Below are 17,299 nucleotides of genomic sequence, written 5' to 3'. Positions count from 1 at the left end.
GCCATGAGCGCAGCCGTCATTGTATTCCCCGGTTCCAACTGCGATCGCGACTGCAAGGTCGCCGTCGAACGTTCCACTGGTGAGCAGGTCCAGATGGTCTGGCACGCCGAGACTGAGCTGCCCAAGGGCCTCGATCTGATCGTGCTGCCGGGCGGTTTCTCCTACGGCGACTATCTGCGCTGCGGCGCGATGGCGGCCCAGGCCCCGATCATGCAGGCGGTCAAGAAGGCTGCGGACGACGGCGTCACCGTGGTCGGCATCTGCAACGGCTTCCAGGTCCTGTGCGAAGCCGGGATGCTGCCGGGCGCCCTGATGCGCAACAGCAGCCTGAAATACATCTGCAAGCCGATCAGCATCACCGTCGCCAACGCCCAGACCCGCTTCACCTCGGGCTATCAGGGCCAGCGCGAAGTCGTCATGACCCAGGGCAACGCCGACGGCAACTACTTCGCCGACGCCGAGACGCTGAAGCGCATCGAGGGCGAGGGCCAGGTGGTCTTCCGCTACGTCGACAACCCCAACGGCTCGGTCGGCGACATCGCCGGTCTGCAGAACGAACGCGGCAATGTCCTGGGCATGATGCCCCACCCGGACCGTGCGTTCGAAGCCGAACTGGGCAGCGCCGACGGCGCGACCCTGTTCCAGAGCATCTACGCGGCGGCCTAAACGCCCAGTTTAGGCGCAGCCGCGCCGCTGGCGTCGATCGTCGCGAACAGGGCCCGTATCAGTTCCTGCTCCTCGGCGGTGATCTCGGGTTTCCAGACATCGAAGATCAGGATGGTGCGATCCTGGTCGCTGTCATTTGCGGCCTCGTGCTCGATCGTATCGTCGAAGGCCCAGGCCTCGTCCGCCTTCCACTGACGCTCTTCGCCGCCGACGCGGAACCAGCAGTCCGGCGGCACGACCAGCGGCAGGTGGCAGATCAGCCGCGTATTGATCAGTCCATGGTGCGGCGGAATCTTCGCCCCCGCCTGAAGTCTGGAGAACAGAATCGAGGGCGAGCGGCCGGGGATGCGGCATAAGGGCGCCGCCGCCAGCGCCTTCATCGTCTGCGGGCAGCGCTCGGCGACCTCGGGAACCTCGACCCCGTCTTTCCAGAGAAAAACCGCGCTCCAAGCGTCATTGCCCAGCAGGCCCGCCTGATCGTGCCGGGGGCGGTTGGCGCGATCCTCGATGTAGGGCGCGAACAGGGCCGGTTCGGCCAGGATGGCGTCAAGCTCGGCGCGAATGGCTGGCGCCGCCGCCTCCACCTCCGCCAGCCAGGCGACGGTCTCGCGCGGCTGAAACTCGATCTGCGGCAGGCCCGGAAACATGTAGAATTTCGGCTGCTGATAATAGAGCCGCCGCCGTCCCGTCATCAGATCCAGAGAAGCGGCGAAGCGTGCGCTGGACGTCGCGGGGTCGAAGCCGCGCTGGGCCAGGCCGTCCCGCAGCCCCTGCTCAAAGCGGCGCGCGCCTTCAGCCTGAGCCGCGGCGGCGTGCTGAAGCTCGGCGCGCAGGTCCGGCGGCGGGGCGGCGATCGCCCGCCCCTGAGCCAGGGCGGCGCCGTAAAAACTCATGGCCGAGCGATGATCCCCCTGGGCGCTCAGGGCGTCGCCCTTGAACACCAGGGCGCGCGGCTCGCGCGGATTGAGCCGCAAGAGGGCCTCAGCCGCCGCCGCCAGGGTCACCGCATCCGACCGCTCGCGCGCCTGGCGAGCCTCGCGGATGAGGGCGTCGGCCTGAAGCTGCGGATCCGCAGGGTGAACGTCGGTCATGAGCGGATGGAACCGCCCCCTGCGGCGACGGTCAAGCGTTCAGCCGTCCTTGCGATCCAGAACGCTGGCGCTGCGCCCGGCGTCCCCGACCTCGACGTCTTCCTCGATCGGTTCGCCGTCCTCGTCGACCGCGCGCTCCAGCGTGCCTTCGGCGCCGGATTCGTGGATGGCCGCCAATTCACGGGCGCCGACGCCCAGGCCCCGCTCCAGGGCGCGGTTGGTTTCGACTTCTTCCTCGAGCGTCTGCTCGATCGGCGCGGGAGCGTTGGGATCAGGCATGGCGGCTTCCTTCTCGGTCTGTCTCAAAGCAAGGCGAAAAGCCGCGAACAAGTTCCCTTGAACCTTCTTCAGCGCGGCGCGTAGATACGGCGAAGCTGAGCCGGAGAGACGCATGACCGCCATCGAACGCCCCACCCCCGCCCAGCAGACGCGCCGCCTGGCCGTGCTAGCCGCCGCCATCTTCGCTGTCATGGTCCCGCTGGTTCAGATGCTGGGCGGTTTCGGCCTGAGCCAGGCGGAGTTCGCCGCCGACGGAAACCAGACGCTGCGGGTGGCGGGTTACGCCTTTTCGATCTGGAGCCTGCTGTATCTGGGCATACTGATCTACGCCGGGCGTCAGGCCCTGCCCCAGACGGGCGAGAGCGTACTGATCAACCGCATGGGCTGGCCGTCGGTCGTGGCCTTCTTCGGTATCGGCTTCTGGATCGTCATGGCGGCGCTGAACCTGAAGGCGGCCAGCGTCGTCGTCATCCTCGCCTCGCTCCTGGCCCTACTGCTGCCGATGCTGGCCAGCGCGCGCGCCATCCGCGCCACAGGGACGATGGAGCGGGACCGCTGGTTCCTGATCTGGCCGCTGGCGGCGCTGGCGGGCTGGCTGACCGTGGCGGCGCCGCTGAACCTGATCACCGTGGCCACGGCGTTCGAGGCCCTGCCCGCCGCCCTGTCGCCGACCGGCTGGGCCGTTCTGGCCGTGGTCGTGACGACCCTGGTCGGCGTCGGCGTGACCTGGGCGCTGCGGACCCTGGCCTATCCCCTGCCCATCGCCTGGGGGCTGGTGGGGGCCTTTGTGGCCGAGCAGGAGGTCAAGCCAGTGCTGGCTTTCACGGCCCTGGCGGCCGCCTTCGCGCTGGTCGTGGCGGGGGTCATCATCGTCTTCGGTCTGAGGCGCGGTATCGAACGCCGGTGACGGGCTGACAGACGCTCCAGAGACGGCTAGAAGGCCCGCCCATGAGCGCGCCCCAAAAGACCATCGCCCAGCTGGCCGAAGAGTACGGCCTCGCCCCCAATGAATATCAGGTCCTGCTGGACCGGCTGGGCCGCGAGCCCAACCAGGTCGAGTTGGGCGTGTTCTCGGTCATGTGGTCCGAGCACTGCTCCTACAAGTCGTCCAAGAAGCAGTTGATGAAGTTCCCCGTCACGGGCGACCGCGTCATCTGCGGCCCCGGCGAGAACGCGGGCGTGATCGACATCGACGACGGCGACGCCTGCATCTTCAAGATGGAGAGCCACAACCACCCCTCCTACATCGAGCCCTATCAGGGCGCGGCGACGGGCGTGGGCGGCATCATGCGCGACGTCTTCACCATGGGCGCGCGCCCGGTGGCCCTGCTGAACGCCCTGCGCTTCGGCGATCCGTCGCATGAGAAGTCCAAGCGTCTGGTCAAGGGTGTCGTCAGCGGCATCGGCGGCTACGGCAACTGCGTCGGCGTGCCGACCGTTGCGGGTGAGACCAACTTCCACAAGGGCTACAACGGCAACATCCTGGTCAACGCCATGTGCGTCGGCCTGGCTCGCGCCGATGAGATCTATTATTCGGCCGCGCCGGAAGCGGGCCACGACGTGGTCTATTTCGGCTCCAAGACCGGCCGCGACGGCATCCACGGCGCCACCATGTCCTCGGCCGAGTTCGACGATGAGTCGGACGCCAAACGCCCCACGGTGCAGGTCGGCGACCCCTTCGCCGAGAAGCTGTTGATCGAGGCCACGCTGGAGCTGATGGCGTCTGGCGCCGTGGCCGCCATTCAGGACATGGGCGCGGCGGGCCTGACCTCGTCCTCCGTCGAGATGGCGGGCAAGGGCGGCGTCGGCGTCGAGCTGGACCTCGACAAGGTGCCTCAGCGCGAAACCGGCATGACCGCCTATGAAATGATGCTGTCGGAAAGCCAGGAGCGGATGCTGGCCGTCCTGAAGCCCGGCTATGAAGACGTCGGCTATCGCATCTTCCAGAAATGGGGCCTGGACTTCGCCGTCATCGGCAAGACCACGAACACCGGCCATCTGGTGCTGAAGCACCATGGCGACGTGGTCTGCGACGTGCCGCTGGCTCCGCTGTTCGACGATGCGCCGCTGTACGACCGCCCGTGGGTCCAGCCCGAGCTGCAACCGCGCCTCGACCCGGCCGAAGTCCCGGCGCCGGAAAGCTGGAACGACGCCGTGCTGAAGGTCGTCGCCTGCCCCGACATGGCGTCCAAGCGCTGGATCTGGGAGCAGTACGACCGCCACGTCATGGCCGACACGCTTCAGGATTCCTCGACCGGCGCCGACGCGGGCGTGATCCGCGTCCACGGCACGGAAAAGGGTCTGGCCGTCACCAGCGACTGCACCCCGCGCTATGTTCAGGCCGACCCCTATGAAGGCGGCAAACAGGCCGTGGCCGAGGCCTGGCGCAACCTGACGGCCGTGGGCTCCCGCCCCATCGCCATCACCGACAACCTCAACTTCGGCAACCCGCAGCGCCCTGAGATCATGGGCCAGATCGTGCGCGCCACCGACGGCATGGCCGAGGCCTGCCGCGAGCTGGACTTCCCGGTCGTGAGCGGCAACGTCAGCCTGTATAATGAGACCAACGGCGTCGCCATTCCGCCGACGCCGACTGTCGGCGCCGTGGGCCTGCTGACCAACTATGACGTGACCACCGGCTTCGGCGGCGCGGCTGAGGGCGACCAACTGGTGCTGATCGGCCAGACGCACGGCGAACTGGGCGCCTCCATCTATCTGCGCGAGGTTCTGGGCCGCGAGGACGGCGCCCCGCCGCCGGTGGACCTGAAGCTGGAACGCAAGACCGGCGACTTCGTGCGCGGTCTGATCGAAGCGGGCGAACTGACCCTGGTCCACGATCTGTCGGACGGCGGCCTGGTCGGGGCGGCGGCGGACATCGCCCTGGCTTCGGACGTCGGTGTCGAGCTGAACGCCTCCAGCGCCGCCCACGCCCACGCCTTCCTGTTCGGCGAGGACCAGGCCCGCTATCTGGTCGCCGTGGCCGACGCCGACGCCCTGATCGCCAAGGCCAAGGACGCGGGGCTGCACGCCTCGGTCGTGGGCCTGGTCAAGGGAACGGACTTCGCCTCCTCTGGTCCGAAGGGCGAGCTGTTCCGCCTGCCGGTCGCCCACCTACGTGAGTTCCACGAAGGCTGGATGCCGAACTGGATCGAAGGCTGATGCGCAGCGCCGCCCTCATCCTCGTCGTCGCGGGCGCCGCCCTGCTGTCGGCCTGCGAGTTCGAGGGCGGCGATCCCGTCCAGCACGCCCTGCGCGACGCGGCCGCCGCCCGGCAGGCCGCCGCGCTCAAGACCACCGAGGAAGAAGAAGCTCAGGCGATCCGTCGCCCGACCGCCTCCGGCCCGGCCCTGCATGAGCCGGACGAATTGTCGCGCCTGATCGCCGCCCGCCGTCAGGCGGTGCAAGAGACACGCACGGCCCTGGCCGCCATCGCCGATCCGGCGCTGAAGGCTCAACTGACCGAAGACCTGAAGGCTGAAGAAGCCAGTCTGCGCGCGCTGGAAGCCCGCGCCGCCGCCAGAGCGTCCAACTAACCGGAGACACGCAGGGTCATGAGAACCGCCGTCGTCATGCCTGTCGGCGCGCGCTTCGACCTGCATCAGCCGAACTCGATGGAGACGGTGGCGCGCACGCTGGCGCAGGCCGACAGCGGCGAGGTTCGCATCTTCTGCTGCGAAGGCGCCCAGGAGCACGGCGACCTGCCGGTGCAGACCCTGCCCGCTGCGAACCGGCTGAAGGCCCTGCGTCAGGCGCTGACCGACTATCGCCCCGACGTCATCGAGTTCCACCAGCAGACGCAGCAGGCCGTCGCGCTGGCTCCGCATTTCCCGCATGCGGCCATCACCCTGTATCGCCACAATGCCGTGAAACCGCCGCGCCACGTCATCGACCGCTGGCGCTATGAGCGGCGTTATGACCGCATGGACGGTCTGATCTTCGTCAGCGAGGCGGCGCGGCTGGACTTCCTGAAGGATTTTCCCCGACTGGAGGCCAAGGCCTTCGCCGTGCCCAACCCCATCGACGTGGACCTGTGGCGCGCGCCGGTCGAGGGGCGCGAGCCGCTGATCGCCTTCGCCGGGCGCGCCATGCCGGAAAAGGGCGTGGACCTGATCTGCGCCGCCCTGCCTGCCGTGCTGGAGCGCCATCCCGACTGGCGCGCCGTGCTGATGCTCAACGACTGGGACCGTCATGCGGACTGGGCCGCGCCCCACATTGCGCCGCTGGAACGGTTCGGCGAGCGGGTGCGTGTGCTGAAATCCGCGCCGCTGGCGCAGGTGCGCGCCGAGATGCAGCGCGCGGCGATCGCCCTAACGCCCTCGGTCTGGGCCGAGCCTCTGGGCCTGACGGCGCTGGAGGCCCATGCGGCGGGCGCAGCGCTGATCTCATCGGGACGCGGCGGCCTGCGCGAGGCCAGCGGCCCCCACGCTCTCTATGTCGACGACCTGACGCCGCAGACGCTGGAGGACGCCATCAGCCGACTGGTGCAGGAGCCTGAGCGTCGCCTGGATATGGCGCGCGCGGCCCAGACCTATGTCACCCAGACCCACACGCCGTCGCACCGCGCCGAACAACTGGCCGCCCTGCGTCAGCGGCTGGTGCAGGCCAAGCGCGCGTAAACGCCCTCAGACCTGCGGAATCGCCTGGCTGAGACGGCCGCCGACGCGGATCGGCTCGACACGCGTAGCCAGGCCCGTGCGGTCGTCCGTCTCGACAAAGACGCCGCAGATAGTCGCCGGGCCGCTGGCCGGGGTGTAGCGCCCGCCAGATAGGCGAGTGGTGAAGCGACGCAACGGCTCTTCCTTGTCGTTGCCGATGACCGAGTCATAGTCGCAGCAGCCGCCCGCGTCGGTCTGATAGGCCGTGCCGCCGGGCAGGATCTGCGCATCCGCGGTCGGGACGTGGGTATGGGTGCCGACCACCAGGCTGGCGCGGCCGTCGCAGAAGTGGCCCATGCCCATCTTCTCGCTGGTCGCCTCGGCGTGCATATCGACGATGACGGCGTCGGCGACGACGCCCAAGGGCGCGGCCTCAAGCTCGCGCTCCACCGCGCTGAACGGGTCGTCCATCGGGTCCATGTGGACGCGGCCCAGGACGTTGATGACCAACACCCGGCGACCGTCCGGCGTGACGAAGACGTCGGCGCCGCGCCCCGGCGCGTCCATCAGGCGCGGATAGTTGGCCGGACGGATCAGGCGCGGCTCGCGCACGATATAGGTCAGGGCCTCGCGCTGGTCCCAGCTGTGGTTGCCCAGCGTCAGGACGTCGGCCCCGGCGTTGAAGATGTCGTTGGCCGTATTTTCGGTGATGCCGAAACCGCCCGCGGCGTTCTCCGCATTGACCACCACGAAGTCGAGCTTGAGGTCACGCCTCAGCCCCGGCAGGTGGTCCGAAAGTCCATCGCGCCCGGACTTGCCGACCACGTCACCGAAAAATGCCAATCTCATGGGATGGCTCTATAACCGGTCTCGGTCAGAACGCCATGCAGGCGGATGTCGTGCGGCTCCAGATCAAGGCGATCCACAGCCTGTCCCGCGTAGGCGAAGCCGACCCGGCGCGCGTCAGGCAGCACCGCAAACGTCCGGTCGTAATAGCCGCCGCCCTGCCCCAACCGGCCGCCGTGACCGTCGAAAGCCAGCAGGGGCGTCAGGATCAGGTCCGGCCGCACCACCTCGCCCAGCGGCAGGGGCGCGGGGCAACCGGCGGCGTCCAGCTCCAGCGGCTCGCCCGGCGTCCAGGCGCGGAAGATCATGGCTGCGTCGCGTTCGATCACCACCGGCAGGCACAGGCGACGCCCCGCCTGATGCAGCACATTGGCCAAGGCGTCCGTGTCCAGTTCCGACCCCATGGCGCGATACAGGGCGACGACGGCGCCGCTCGGCAAGGCTTCGGCATGACCCGCTGCGCGTTCGGCGGCCTCGGGGTCGGTCTCGGCCAGACGCTTGCGCAGGGCGCGCATGGCGGCGCGGAGTTGGTGCTTGGGGGTCATGAGGGCTCTCTACACCAACGCCGCCCGCCTTTCCTCCCCACACCGTGGGGAGGGGGACCGCGAAGCGGTGGAGGGGCTTTACATCAGCGGAACCCAGCAGCCCCTCCGTCTCGTCCGCTATCGCGTCCGATCCACCTCCCCATCAAATGGGGAGGAGAAGGCGCTCAAGCAGCGCGCCGCCGCGCGGCAAGCGTTAGCGGGAAAAGAAGAGGGTTGGCGGCGCCGCGTGAGCCGTGAAGAACGTTTAAATCCTCTCGACCTGGGTAGCCAGGTGGGCTCCGTATGCCCAGGCCCTCAAGCCCGGACAGGGACAGATCCCTATGAGTGAATTAAGGTCAGAAGGATATGTTGTCTTCGACGTGAGCCGCAGCAGGACCCGCCGCTGCGCAAGATAGGCGTTCGTGGCGCTTTCAACAATGGCGAAGCGCGTGTTTATCCCTCCCCTTCATGGAGAGGAAGAGGGGCGTCGCCCTATATCGTCTGGATGATCTTCTCGATGCGAGCGGCCACCGCGTTCAGCGCCTCGGCCACGCCGTCGCTGGCCGAGGCGGGCGCCGCAACCACCGCCGTCGCCGCCTTGGCGCGGCCGGAGTTCTGAACCGCCGCCTGACGCTTCGCCTCCCCAAGCTCATCGGCCAGCATCAGCGCCGCCATCAGGAACAGGCGCACGTCGCCGACCTGGCCGACCTGATCTGCCACGCCCTGCACCCGCTCGTTGAACTGAGCCGCCAGGTCGCGCACGCGCGCCTCCTGACCGTCGGCGCAACCCACCGCATAGGGGCGGCCGTGGACCTCTACCGTCACCGTCGCCATCAGTTCGCCTCCTCTTGCTGCGCGGCCTGTTGCTGCGTCAGCACCTCGCGCACGGCGTCGGCCGCGCGGGCCAGCGCCTGGGCGGTTTCCTGACCAGCCGTCTCCAGCTCGGCGATGCGCGCCAAGTCGGCCGCGTTCGAGGGACGCGGCGCGAACAGGTCGTCGTCCGCGATAGGCGGCGCCGAGGCGGGCCTCGCCTTCAGCTCCAGCACCTTGCGCTCCAGATCGGCTAACGCTCGATCGATCCGCGCCTTTGCAGCCGTAACGGCGTCCATGGGGGTCCTTTCTTCCAGATTCCGTGTAGAACCTGCCGGCGCGCCGGGGTAAAGCGGCGCCACCCCCGCTTTATCCTGTTCCTGAGGAAAGGTCTCGCCGTGACCGACGCCCAAGCCGCATTCGCCAAGCCTTCGCCCAAGCAGATGGCCGACGCCATCCGGGTGCTGTCCATGGATGCGGTCGAAAAGGCCAAGAGCGGCCACCCCGGCATGCCGATGGGCATGGCCGACGTCGCCACCGTCCTCTACTCGAAATTCCTGAAGTTCGACGCCAGCCGCCCCGACTGGGCCGACCGCGACCGCTTCATCCTGTCAGCCGGTCACGGCTCGATGCTGATCTACAGCCTGCTGCACCTGACGGGCTACAAAGACGCGACGCGGGAACAGCTGGAAAACTTCCGCCAGTGGGGCTTCAAGACCGCCGGCCACCCGGAATACGGCCACATGGCGGGGATCGAGACGACCACCGGCCCCCTGGGTCAGGGTCTGGCCACCTCGGTCGGCTTCGCCCTGGCGGAGCGGCATCTGGCGGCGCGTTTCGGCAAGGATCTGGTCGATCACCGCACCTGGGTCGTCGCCGGCGACGGCTGCCTGATGGAAGGCGTGTCGCAGGAGGCCATCGCCCTGGCGGGCCGCCTGAAGCTGAACAAGCTGTGCGTCCTGTGGGACGACAACGAGATCACCATCGACGGCAAGGTGTCGCTGTCGGACGCGACGGACCAGCTGGCCCGCTTCAAGGCCTCGGGCTGGGCGGTCAAGGCCATCGACGGCCACGACTACAAGCAGATCCAGAAGGCCCTGGCCTGGGCGACCAAGCAGGACAAGCCGACGCTGATCGCCTGCAAGACCAAGATCGGCAAGGGCGCCGCCACCATGGAAGGCAGCCACAAGACCCACGGCGCCGCCCTGGGCGCCACGGAGATCGCCGCCACGCGTCAGGCGCTGCACTGGCCGTTCGAGCCGTTTGAACTGCCGGAAGGCGTCCAGAAGGCCTGGGCCAAGGTCGGCAAGCAGGGCGGCAAGGCCCGCAAGACCTGGGAAGCCCGCCTGCTGAACCACGCCCAGCGCGACGACTTCACCCGCGCCATGGCCGGCGACCTGCCCACCGGCGCCTTCGAGACGCTGGACGCCAAGCTGAAGCAGCTGGTCGTCGATAAGCCCGCCCTGGCCACGCGCCAGTCCTCGGGCGAGGCGCTGGAGACGGTGTTCAACGCCATCCCCGAAATGGTCGGCGGCTCAGCCGACCTGACCGGCTCGAACAACACCTTCGTCAAGAACACCCAGATCATGGACGCGCCGGACTACGCTGGCCGTTACCTGAACTACGGCATCCGCGAGTTCGGCATGGCCGCGGCGATGAACGGTCTGGCGCTGCACGGCGGGGTCATCCCCTACGGCGGCACCTTCATGGCGTTCGCGGACTACAGCCGTCCAGCGATCCGCCTGGGCGCCCTGATGGGCGTGCGCGCGATTCACGTCCTGACGCACGACAGCATCGGCCTGGGCGAAGACGGCCCGACGCACCAGCCGGTCGAGCATCTGGCGGCCCTGCGCGCCATCCCCAACCTGCTGACCATGCGCCCCGCCGATACGGTCGAGGCTCTGGAGTGCTGGCAGGTCGCCCTGCAGAACAAGACCACGCCGACCGCCATGTGCCTGTCGCGTCAGAAGACCCCGGCCGTGCGCGTGACCGACGCGGGCGAAAATCTCTCCAGGAAGGGCGCCTATGAGCTGAAGGCCGCCAACGGCGAGGCGAAAGTCACCCTGTTCGGCACCGGCACCGAAGTCGCCCTGGCCCTGAAGGCCGCCGAGACGCTGGAGGCCGAAGGCGTGCCCACCCGCGTCGTCTCGGTCCCCTGCTTCGCCCTGTTCGAGCAGCAGCCCAAGGCCTATCAGGACGCCGTCATCGGCCGCGGCACCGTCCGCGTCGCTGTCGAGGCCGCGATCAAGCAGGGCTGGGAACGCTTCATCGGCGAGGACGGCGGCTTCGTCGGCATGACCGGCTTCGGCGCTTCGGCTCCGGCCGACGTCCTCTACCGCGAGTTCGGCATCACTGCCGAGGCCGTGGTCGAAGCCGCCAAGGCGCGGCTGTAAACCTCATGCGCCGCCTCGCCCTCGCCCTGAGCCTCGGCTTGTCGATGGCGGGCGGCGCGTCTGCCTTCGCCGAGACAAGCGCCTCCCTGGCGGTCGAGACGCCCGTTGTCATCGGCCAGTCCTACGCCCTGCCCTCAGCCGTCATGAACCAGACGCGCGAGATCAACGTCTGGCTGCCGCCCGGCTATGCTGCAAGCGGCCAGACTTATCCGATCCTCTATGTGCTGGACGGCGGACAGGATCAGGACTTCCACCACATCTCGGGCATCGCCCAGTTGGGGACCATCGTCGGTACGACGCGCGACGTCATCGTCGTGGGCATCGCCTCGGTCGACCGCCGCAACGAGCTGGCCCTGCCGACCGACGACGCCGAACTGATCGCCCGCTATCCGACGCAGGGCCATTCCGACCGCTTCCGCCGCTTCATCGCCGAAGAGGTCCAGCCCTTCATCGAAAGCCGCCTGCGCACCAGCGGCGAGACGGCGCTGATGGGCGAGTCTCTGGCGGGCCTGTTCGTGGTCGAGACCTTCCTGAAAGAGCCGCAGACGTTCGACGCCTATGTCGCCGTCAGCCCCAGCCTGTGGTGGGACGGCGGCAAGCTGGCGCGGCAGTCGGGAGCGCATCTGCGCGACCACTCCAATGACCCGCGCACCCTGATCCTGACGCTCGGCGACGAGGGCGAGATGATGCAGGCGCCGATGGATGTGCTGACCGCCAACCTGCGCGACCACGCCCTGCCCGGCGTCAAATGGGACTTCACCCCGCGCCCGAACGAGAGCCACGCCACCATCTATCACGGCGCCGCGCTGGACGCCTTCCGCCGCCTCTATGCGGCGCCTGCCCCATGAGCCACCTCGGCGCCGTCAGCCTGCTGGTCCGCGACTATGACGAGGCCATCGCCTTCTATGTCGGCAAGCTGGGCTTCGACCTCAGCGAAGACACAGACATGGGCGGCGGCAAGCGTTGGGTTCGCGTCACGCCGAAAGGCGGCCAGACCTCCCTACTGCTGGCCCGCGCCGCGACGCCGGAACAGGTCGCCCGGATCGGTGATCAGGCGGGCGGCCGCGTCTGGCTGTTTCTCTACACCGACGACCTGATGCGCGATCACGCCGCCTGGCTAGAGGCCTGCGTTGTCTTCCGCGAAACGCCCCGTCACGAGGCCTATGGCAAGGTGGTGGTCTTCGAAGACCTCTACGGCAACGCCTGGGACCTGATCGAACCCGCTGCTGGAGCCTGACGCCATGAAGATCGGCACGCCGCTTACCGACCACGCCACGCGCGTCATGCTGCTAGGCTCGGGCGAACTGGGCAAGGAGGTCGCGATCGAGCTGCAACGCCTCGGCACCGAGGTGATCGCGGTGGATCGCTACGCCAACGCCCCCGCCATGCAGGTGGCGCACCGCAGCCACGTCATCCCCATGACCGACGCCCAGGTGTTGAACGGCGTCATCCTGGCTGAAGCCCCGCACATCATCGTGCCTGAGATCGAGGCCATCGCCACCGACGTCCTGGCCGGCATCGAGGCGGCAGGTCTGGCCCGCGTCATCCCCACCGCGCGGGCGACGCAACTGACCATGAACCGCGAGGGCATCCGCCGTCTGGCCGCCGAGGAGCTGGGCCTGCCGACCAGCCCCTACGCCTTCGCCGTCTCGGCCGAGGAACTGGCGGCGGGCGCCGAGGCCGTGGGCTTCCCCTGCTTCGTCAAGCCGGTGATGTCGTCCTCGGGCAAGGGCCAGTCCTATGTCGAAGGCCCCGAGGGCGTGGCCGACGCCTGGGCCTATGCAGAAGCGTCCGGCCGGGTCGCGGGCGGCTGCGTCATCGTCGAGGGGCGGATCGACTTCGACTATGAGATCACCCTGCTGACGGTGCGATCGCTGCGTGACGGCGCCATCCGCACCGACTTCTGCGCCCCCATCGGCCACCGCCAGCAGAAGGGCGACTATGTCGAAAGCTGGCAGCCGCAGGCCATGAGCTCCGCCGCGCTGAAGGCGGCGCAGGCCATCGCCGCCAAGGTGACCGAGGCGCTGGGCGGTCTCGGCGTGTTCGGCGTCGAGCTGTTCGTGAAGGGCGACGAGGTCTGGTTCTCGGAGGTGTCGCCGCGTCCGCACGACACCGGACTGGTGACGCTGGCCACGCAGGTCATGAGCGAGTTCGCCCTGCACGCACGCGCCATTCTGGGCCTGCCGGTCGACGTGACCTTGCGCGAGCCAGGCGCCAGCGCTGTCATCTACGGCGGGATGGAGGCCGAGGGCGTGGTGTTTGAGGGCGTGGCCGAAGCCCTGTCGGTCCCGACCGCCGACCTGCGCCTGTTCGGCAAGCCCGAAGCCTTCGAACGCCGCCGCATGGGCGTGGCCCTGGCCCGCGGCGCGGACACCGACGAAGCCCGCCAGCGCGCGACCGAGGCGGCGGGCAAGGTGCGGGTGGTGAAGCCCTGACGTCTCCCGCACCGCTTCTTCGACTTTTGTCGATTGGCGCCGCGCGCGATTAAGGTTCAAAAAAGGCGAAAGGTCGCACCCAGTCGACCCGGAGGACCGTTCGCCATGGGCAAGCTCAAGACGGCGCTGATATTCGGCGCCATCGCCATCCTGGGGGCCGTGTCCCTCGCCGTCATCGCCCTGCACCAGGGCGAAAGCATCAGCGCCGTGTGGATCGTGGTTGCGGCGCTGTGCGTCTACGCCATCGCCTACCGTTTCTACGCCCGCTATCTGGCCGGAAAGGTCCTGGGCCTGAACGCAAGGCGGCCCACGCCCGCCGTCCGGCACAACGACGGGCTGGATTATGTCCCGACGCCCAGGAACGTGCTGTTCGGCCACCACTTCGCAGCCATCGCGGGCGCGGGACCGCTGGTCGGTCCGGTGCTGGCGGCGCAGATGGGCTATCTGCCCGGCGTGCTGTGGATTCTGGTCGGCGCCGTCGTGGCCGGGGCCGTGCAGGACATGATCGTCCTGTTCATGTCGACCCGCCGCGACGGCCGCTCGCTGGGCGACATGGTCCGCACCGAAATGGGTCCGATCCCCGGCGTCATCGCCCAGGTCGGGGTGCTGATGATCATGGTCATCATCCTGGCCGTGCTGGCGCTGGTGGTGGTCAAGGCCCTGGCCGAGAGCCCGTGGGGCACCTTCACCGTCGCCGCCACCATTCCCATCGCCATCTTCATGGGCCTGTACACCCGCTATCTGCGGCCGGGTCGCGTGGGCGAGGTGTCGGTCATCGGCGTGGTGCTGCTGGTCCTGGCCATCATCGGCGGCGGCCATATTGCGGCCGATCCGTTCTGGGGTCCGGCCTTCACCCTGTCGGGCACGACCCTGGCTCTGGCCATGATGGCCTATGGCTTCATCGCCTCGGTCATTCCGGTGTGGCTGCTGCTGGCGCCGCGCGACTACCTGTCCACCTTCCTGAAGATCGGCGCCATCGTCGCCCTGGCCATCGGCATACTGATCGTGCGGCCGCATGTGCAGATGCCCGCCATCACCCCCTTCATCGACGGGACCGGGCCGGTCTTCTCGGGCGCCCTGTTCCCCTTCCTGTTCATCACCATCGCCTGCGGGGCCGTGTCCGGCTTTCACGCCCTGATCTCGTCCGGCACCACGCCCAAGCTGCTGGAGAACGAGAACCAGATTCCGCTGATCGGCTACGGCGCCATGCTGTGTGAAAGCTTCGTGGCCATCATGGCCCTGATCGCCGCCACCGTGCTGGACCCGGCCGTCTATTTCGCCATGAACAGCCCGGTCGCCGTCATCGGCGACAACGCCGCATCGGCCGCCGCCGCCGTGGCCCAGTGGGGCTTCCACATCACCCCGGCCGAGTTGGAGCAACTGGCCAAGGATGTGGGCGAGCACTCCATCCTGTCGCGCGCGGGCGGGGCGCCGACCCTGGCCGTCGGCATGGCGCACATCCTGTCGGGCGTCATCGGCGGCAAGGCCATGATGGCCTTCTGGTATCACTTCGCCATCCTGTTCGAGGCCCTGTTCATCCTGACCACCGTCGATGCGGGCACCCGCGTCTGCCGCTTCATGATCCAGGACCTGCTGGGCATGGCCGTGCCCAAGATGCGCCAGACCCAGTCCTGGACCGGCAACGTCGTGGCCACCGCCCTGACGGTCAGCCTGTGGGGCTATTTCCTCTATACCGGCGTGGTCGATCCCCTGGGCGGGATCAACAGCCTGTGGCCCCTGTTCGGCATCGCCAACCAGATGCTGGCGGCGGTCGCCCTCATCCTGGGCACGGTCGTCCTGTTCAAGATGAAGCGGCAGAGGTTCGCCTGGGCCACGGCGGTTCCCGCGGTCTGGCTGCTGATCTGCACGGTCACGGCGGGGCTGCAGAAGCTGTTCCATCCCGACGTGAAGATCGGCTTCCTGGCCCACGCGCGGAAGTATCAGGACGCCATGGCCGCCGGCGACATCCTGGCCCCGGCCAAGACCATCGGCGACATGCACCGGGTCATCATCAACGACTACGTCAACTCGGCGCTGACCGCGGGCTTCCTGTTCGTGGTGTTGACGGTCGTGGTCTATGGCGTCGGAGCCTGCCTCAAGGCGTTGAAGTCCGACCAGCCGACCGTGGTCGAGACCCCGGCCGCGCATGAGCTGACCCTGGCCGACGAGGCCATGGACATCGCCCGTGCTTAGGTCGTCGTCATCCTCGGCATCAACCGGCGGCGCGGACCTGCTCTGCGCCTGCCGGGATACGCTGGTGCGGTGGGGCAAGGACGCCCGCCGCACCGCCGGGCTGATGATCGGCCAGCCGGACTATGACGCCTATGTCGCCCATGCGGCCGTCACCCACCCGGATCAGGAGCCGCTGGACCGCACCGCCTTCTTCCGCCTGCATGAAGCCCGGCGTTTCGGCGAAGGCGGCGGCTTCCGCTGCTGCTGAGGCGGCTTGACCGTCCTCGGACGGTTACAGGCGATCATATCTTGTTACGGGCCTTGTTACGGCGACGGGGTTGCAACTGCGCGCGCTCCGTCCCACTAAGGCGCCCATCATAATCGCCCCTGCTCTGGAGACCCCGCCCCATGACCGTTCGCGTCGCCATCAACGGCTTCGGCCGCATCGGCCGCCTCGTCCTCCGCTCGATCGTCGAGCACGGCCGCAAGGACATCGAGGTCGTGGCGATCAACGACCTGGGCCCGGTCGAGACCAACGCCCACCTGTTCCGCTATGACTCGGTGCACGGCCGCTTCCCCGGCACGGTCACGACCGGCGAGGACTGGATCGACGTCGGCGCCGGCAAGATCAAGGTCACGGCCGAGCGCGACCCGGCCAACCTGCCGCACGCCGAGCTGAAAGTGGACATCGCCCTGGAATGCACGGGCATCTTCACCTCGAAGGACAAGGCCTCGGCCCACCTGAAGGCTGGCGCCAAGCGCGTGCTGGTCTCGGCCCCGGCCGACGGCGCCGACAAGACCATCGTCTTCAAGGTCAACCATGAGACCCTGACGGCCGACGACATCGTCGTGTCCAACGGCTCGTGCACGACCAACGCCCTGGCCCCGGTGGCCAAGGTGCTGCACGACCTGTTCGGCATCGAGCGTGGCTACATGACCACCATCCACGCCTACACCGGCGACCAGCCGACGCTGGATACGATGCACAAGGATCTGTACCGCGGCCGCGCCGCCGCCCTCAGCATGATCCCGACCTCGACCGGCGCCGCCAAGGCCCTAGGCCTGGTCCTGCCGGAACTGAAGGGCAAGCTGGACGGCTCGTCCATCCGCGTCCCGACCCCGAACGTCTCGGTCGTCGACCTGAAGGTCGTCGCCGGTCGCGAAGTCACGGTCGAGGAAATCAACGCCGCCCTGCTGGCCGCCGCCAACGGCCCGATGAACGGCGTCCTGGCCACGACCACCGATCCGCTGGTGTCGATCGACCTGAACCACGTCGCCGCCTCCTCGACCGCCGCCCTGCCCCAGACGCAGGTCGTCGACGGCAAGCTGGCCCGCGTCCTGACCTGGTACGACAACGAGTGGGGCTTCGCGACCCGCATGGCCGACACCGCCTTGGTGATGGCCAAGTTCCTCTGATCCGGCCTCGCGCCTGACAGACCGCTGACCTATGAGGGGCTCTCGCCGAACGGCTGAGAGCCCCTTGTTTCA

The 17,299-nt window shown here is 68.3% G+C and carries 18 protein-coding genes and 1 other RNA gene; 12 read left to right on the top strand and 7 right to left on the bottom strand.

The features are described 5' to 3' along the window. The first annotated feature begins 3 nt into the window (after positions 1-3). Positions 4-666 (top strand): phosphoribosylformylglycinamidine synthase subunit PurQ, encoded by a 663-nt coding sequence (gene purQ, locus FM111_RS11535; protein WP_087141086.1) that lies wholly within the window; start codon positions 4-6, stop codon positions 664-666. On the opposite strand, the gene FM111_RS11530 is transcribed toward purQ, so the two are convergent. Together FM111_RS11530 and FM111_RS11525 are read right to left on the bottom strand one after the other, a co-directional pair. Next, positions 663-1,757: an aspartyl/asparaginyl beta-hydroxylase domain-containing protein gene (locus FM111_RS11530; protein WP_087141085.1), complete on the bottom strand. Its 1,095-nt coding sequence runs from the start codon at positions 1,755-1,757 to the stop codon at positions 663-665. The two genes, purQ and FM111_RS11530, sit on opposite strands and share 4 nt — an antisense overlap. Before the next feature lie 39 nt (positions 1,758-1,796). Then, entirely contained in the window at positions 1,797-2,036 is a 240-nt protein-coding gene (locus FM111_RS11525; RefSeq protein ID WP_256968233.1) for a hypothetical protein, read from the bottom strand. A 112-nt stretch (positions 2,037-2,148) separates the two neighbouring features. Here FM111_RS11525 and FM111_RS11520 point away from each other — a divergent pair, with 112 nt between their 5' ends. Genes FM111_RS11520 through FM111_RS11505 form a run of 4 tightly spaced genes read left to right on the top strand, consistent with a single transcriptional unit; the run spans position 2,149 to position 6,652 of the window. After that, the gene (locus FM111_RS11520; RefSeq protein WP_087141083.1) at positions 2,149-2,943 is read left to right on the top strand and encodes a hypothetical protein; all 795 of its coding nucleotides are present in this window, start codon (positions 2,149-2,151) and stop codon (positions 2,941-2,943) included. A 41-nt stretch (positions 2,944-2,984) separates the two neighbouring features. Continuing rightward, positions 2,985-5,195: a phosphoribosylformylglycinamidine synthase subunit PurL gene (gene purL / locus FM111_RS11515; protein WP_087141082.1), complete on the top strand. Its 2,211-nt coding sequence runs from the start codon at positions 2,985-2,987 to the stop codon at positions 5,193-5,195. Next, positions 5,195-5,569: an indole-3-glycerol-phosphate synthase gene (locus tag FM111_RS11510; RefSeq protein WP_087141081.1), complete on the top strand. Its 375-nt coding sequence runs from the start codon at positions 5,195-5,197 to the stop codon at positions 5,567-5,569. Before purL ends, FM111_RS11510 begins: the two co-directional genes overlap by 1 nt. A gap of 18 nt (positions 5,570-5,587) precedes the next feature. Then, entirely contained in the window at positions 5,588-6,652 is a 1,065-nt protein-coding gene (locus FM111_RS11505) for a glycosyltransferase family 4 protein (protein ID WP_256968231.1), read from the top strand. 6 nt (positions 6,653-6,658) lie between these two features. On the opposite strand, the gene FM111_RS11500 is transcribed toward FM111_RS11505, so the two are convergent. From FM111_RS11500 to FM111_RS11480, 5 genes are all read right to left on the bottom strand, one after another. Next, the gene (locus tag FM111_RS11500) at positions 6,659-7,480 is read right to left on the bottom strand and encodes a TIGR00282 family metallophosphoesterase (protein ID WP_087141080.1); all 822 of its coding nucleotides are present in this window, start codon (positions 7,478-7,480) and stop codon (positions 6,659-6,661) included. Then, entirely contained in the window at positions 7,477-8,022 is a 546-nt protein-coding gene (locus tag FM111_RS11495; protein WP_087141079.1) for a 5-formyltetrahydrofolate cyclo-ligase, read from the bottom strand. The genes FM111_RS11500 and FM111_RS11495 overlap by 4 nt, the downstream gene beginning before the upstream one ends. Positions 8,023-8,237: 215 nt before the next feature. Then, positions 8,238-8,398: non-coding RNA, 6S RNA (gene ssrS, locus FM111_RS11490), on the bottom strand. Positions 8,399-8,493: 95 nt separating this feature from the next. Next, a complete protein-coding gene (locus FM111_RS11485; RefSeq protein ID WP_087141078.1) occupies positions 8,494-8,835 on the bottom strand; it encodes a cell division protein ZapA in 342 nt (113 codons plus the stop codon). Beyond that, a complete protein-coding gene (locus FM111_RS11480; RefSeq protein WP_087141077.1) occupies positions 8,835-9,110 on the bottom strand; it encodes a hypothetical protein in 276 nt (91 codons plus the stop codon). The genes FM111_RS11485 and FM111_RS11480 overlap by 1 nt, the downstream gene beginning before the upstream one ends. 144 nt (positions 9,111-9,254) lie before the next feature. Here FM111_RS11480 and tkt point away from each other — a divergent pair, with 144 nt between their 5' ends. From tkt to gap, 7 genes are all read left to right on the top strand, one after another. Then, positions 9,255-11,204 (top strand): transketolase, encoded by a 1,950-nt coding sequence (gene tkt, locus FM111_RS11475; RefSeq protein ID WP_218779209.1) that lies wholly within the window; start codon positions 9,255-9,257, stop codon positions 11,202-11,204. Positions 11,205-11,209: 5 nt separating this feature from the next. Then, entirely contained in the window at positions 11,210-12,052 is an 843-nt protein-coding gene (locus tag FM111_RS11470) for an alpha/beta hydrolase (RefSeq protein ID WP_087141075.1), read from the top strand. Beyond that, positions 12,049-12,441 (top strand): VOC family protein, encoded by a 393-nt coding sequence (locus tag FM111_RS11465; protein ID WP_087141074.1) that lies wholly within the window; start codon positions 12,049-12,051, stop codon positions 12,439-12,441. The genes FM111_RS11470 and FM111_RS11465 overlap by 4 nt, the downstream gene beginning before the upstream one ends. A 4-nt stretch (positions 12,442-12,445) precedes the next feature. Continuing rightward, positions 12,446-13,639: a formate-dependent phosphoribosylglycinamide formyltransferase gene (purT, locus tag FM111_RS11460; RefSeq protein ID WP_087141073.1), complete on the top strand. Its 1,194-nt coding sequence runs from the start codon at positions 12,446-12,448 to the stop codon at positions 13,637-13,639. A 105-nt stretch (positions 13,640-13,744) separates the two neighbouring features. Then, entirely contained in the window at positions 13,745-15,832 is a 2,088-nt protein-coding gene (locus FM111_RS11455; RefSeq protein WP_087141072.1) for a carbon starvation CstA family protein, read from the top strand. 64 nt (positions 15,833-15,896) lie between these two features. Continuing rightward, on the top strand, positions 15,897-16,079 hold the full coding sequence (locus tag FM111_RS11450) for a YbdD/YjiX family protein (RefSeq protein WP_087141071.1): 183 nt from the start codon (positions 15,897-15,899) through the stop codon (positions 16,077-16,079). A gap of 140 nt (positions 16,080-16,219) precedes the next feature. Then, positions 16,220-17,227, top strand: coding sequence for a type I glyceraldehyde-3-phosphate dehydrogenase (gap, locus tag FM111_RS11445; RefSeq protein WP_087141070.1), 1,008 nt, complete (start codon positions 16,220-16,222; stop codon positions 17,225-17,227). The last annotated feature ends 72 nt before the right edge of the window (positions 17,228-17,299 follow it).

The sequence above is a fragment of the Brevundimonas diminuta 3F5N genome (assembly GCF_900163625.1).
Lineage (GTDB): Bacteria > Pseudomonadota > Alphaproteobacteria > Caulobacterales > Caulobacteraceae > Brevundimonas > Brevundimonas diminuta_A.
Note: the sequence above shows the minus strand (reverse complement) of the source record. Positions and strands in the feature narration are given on the sequence as shown.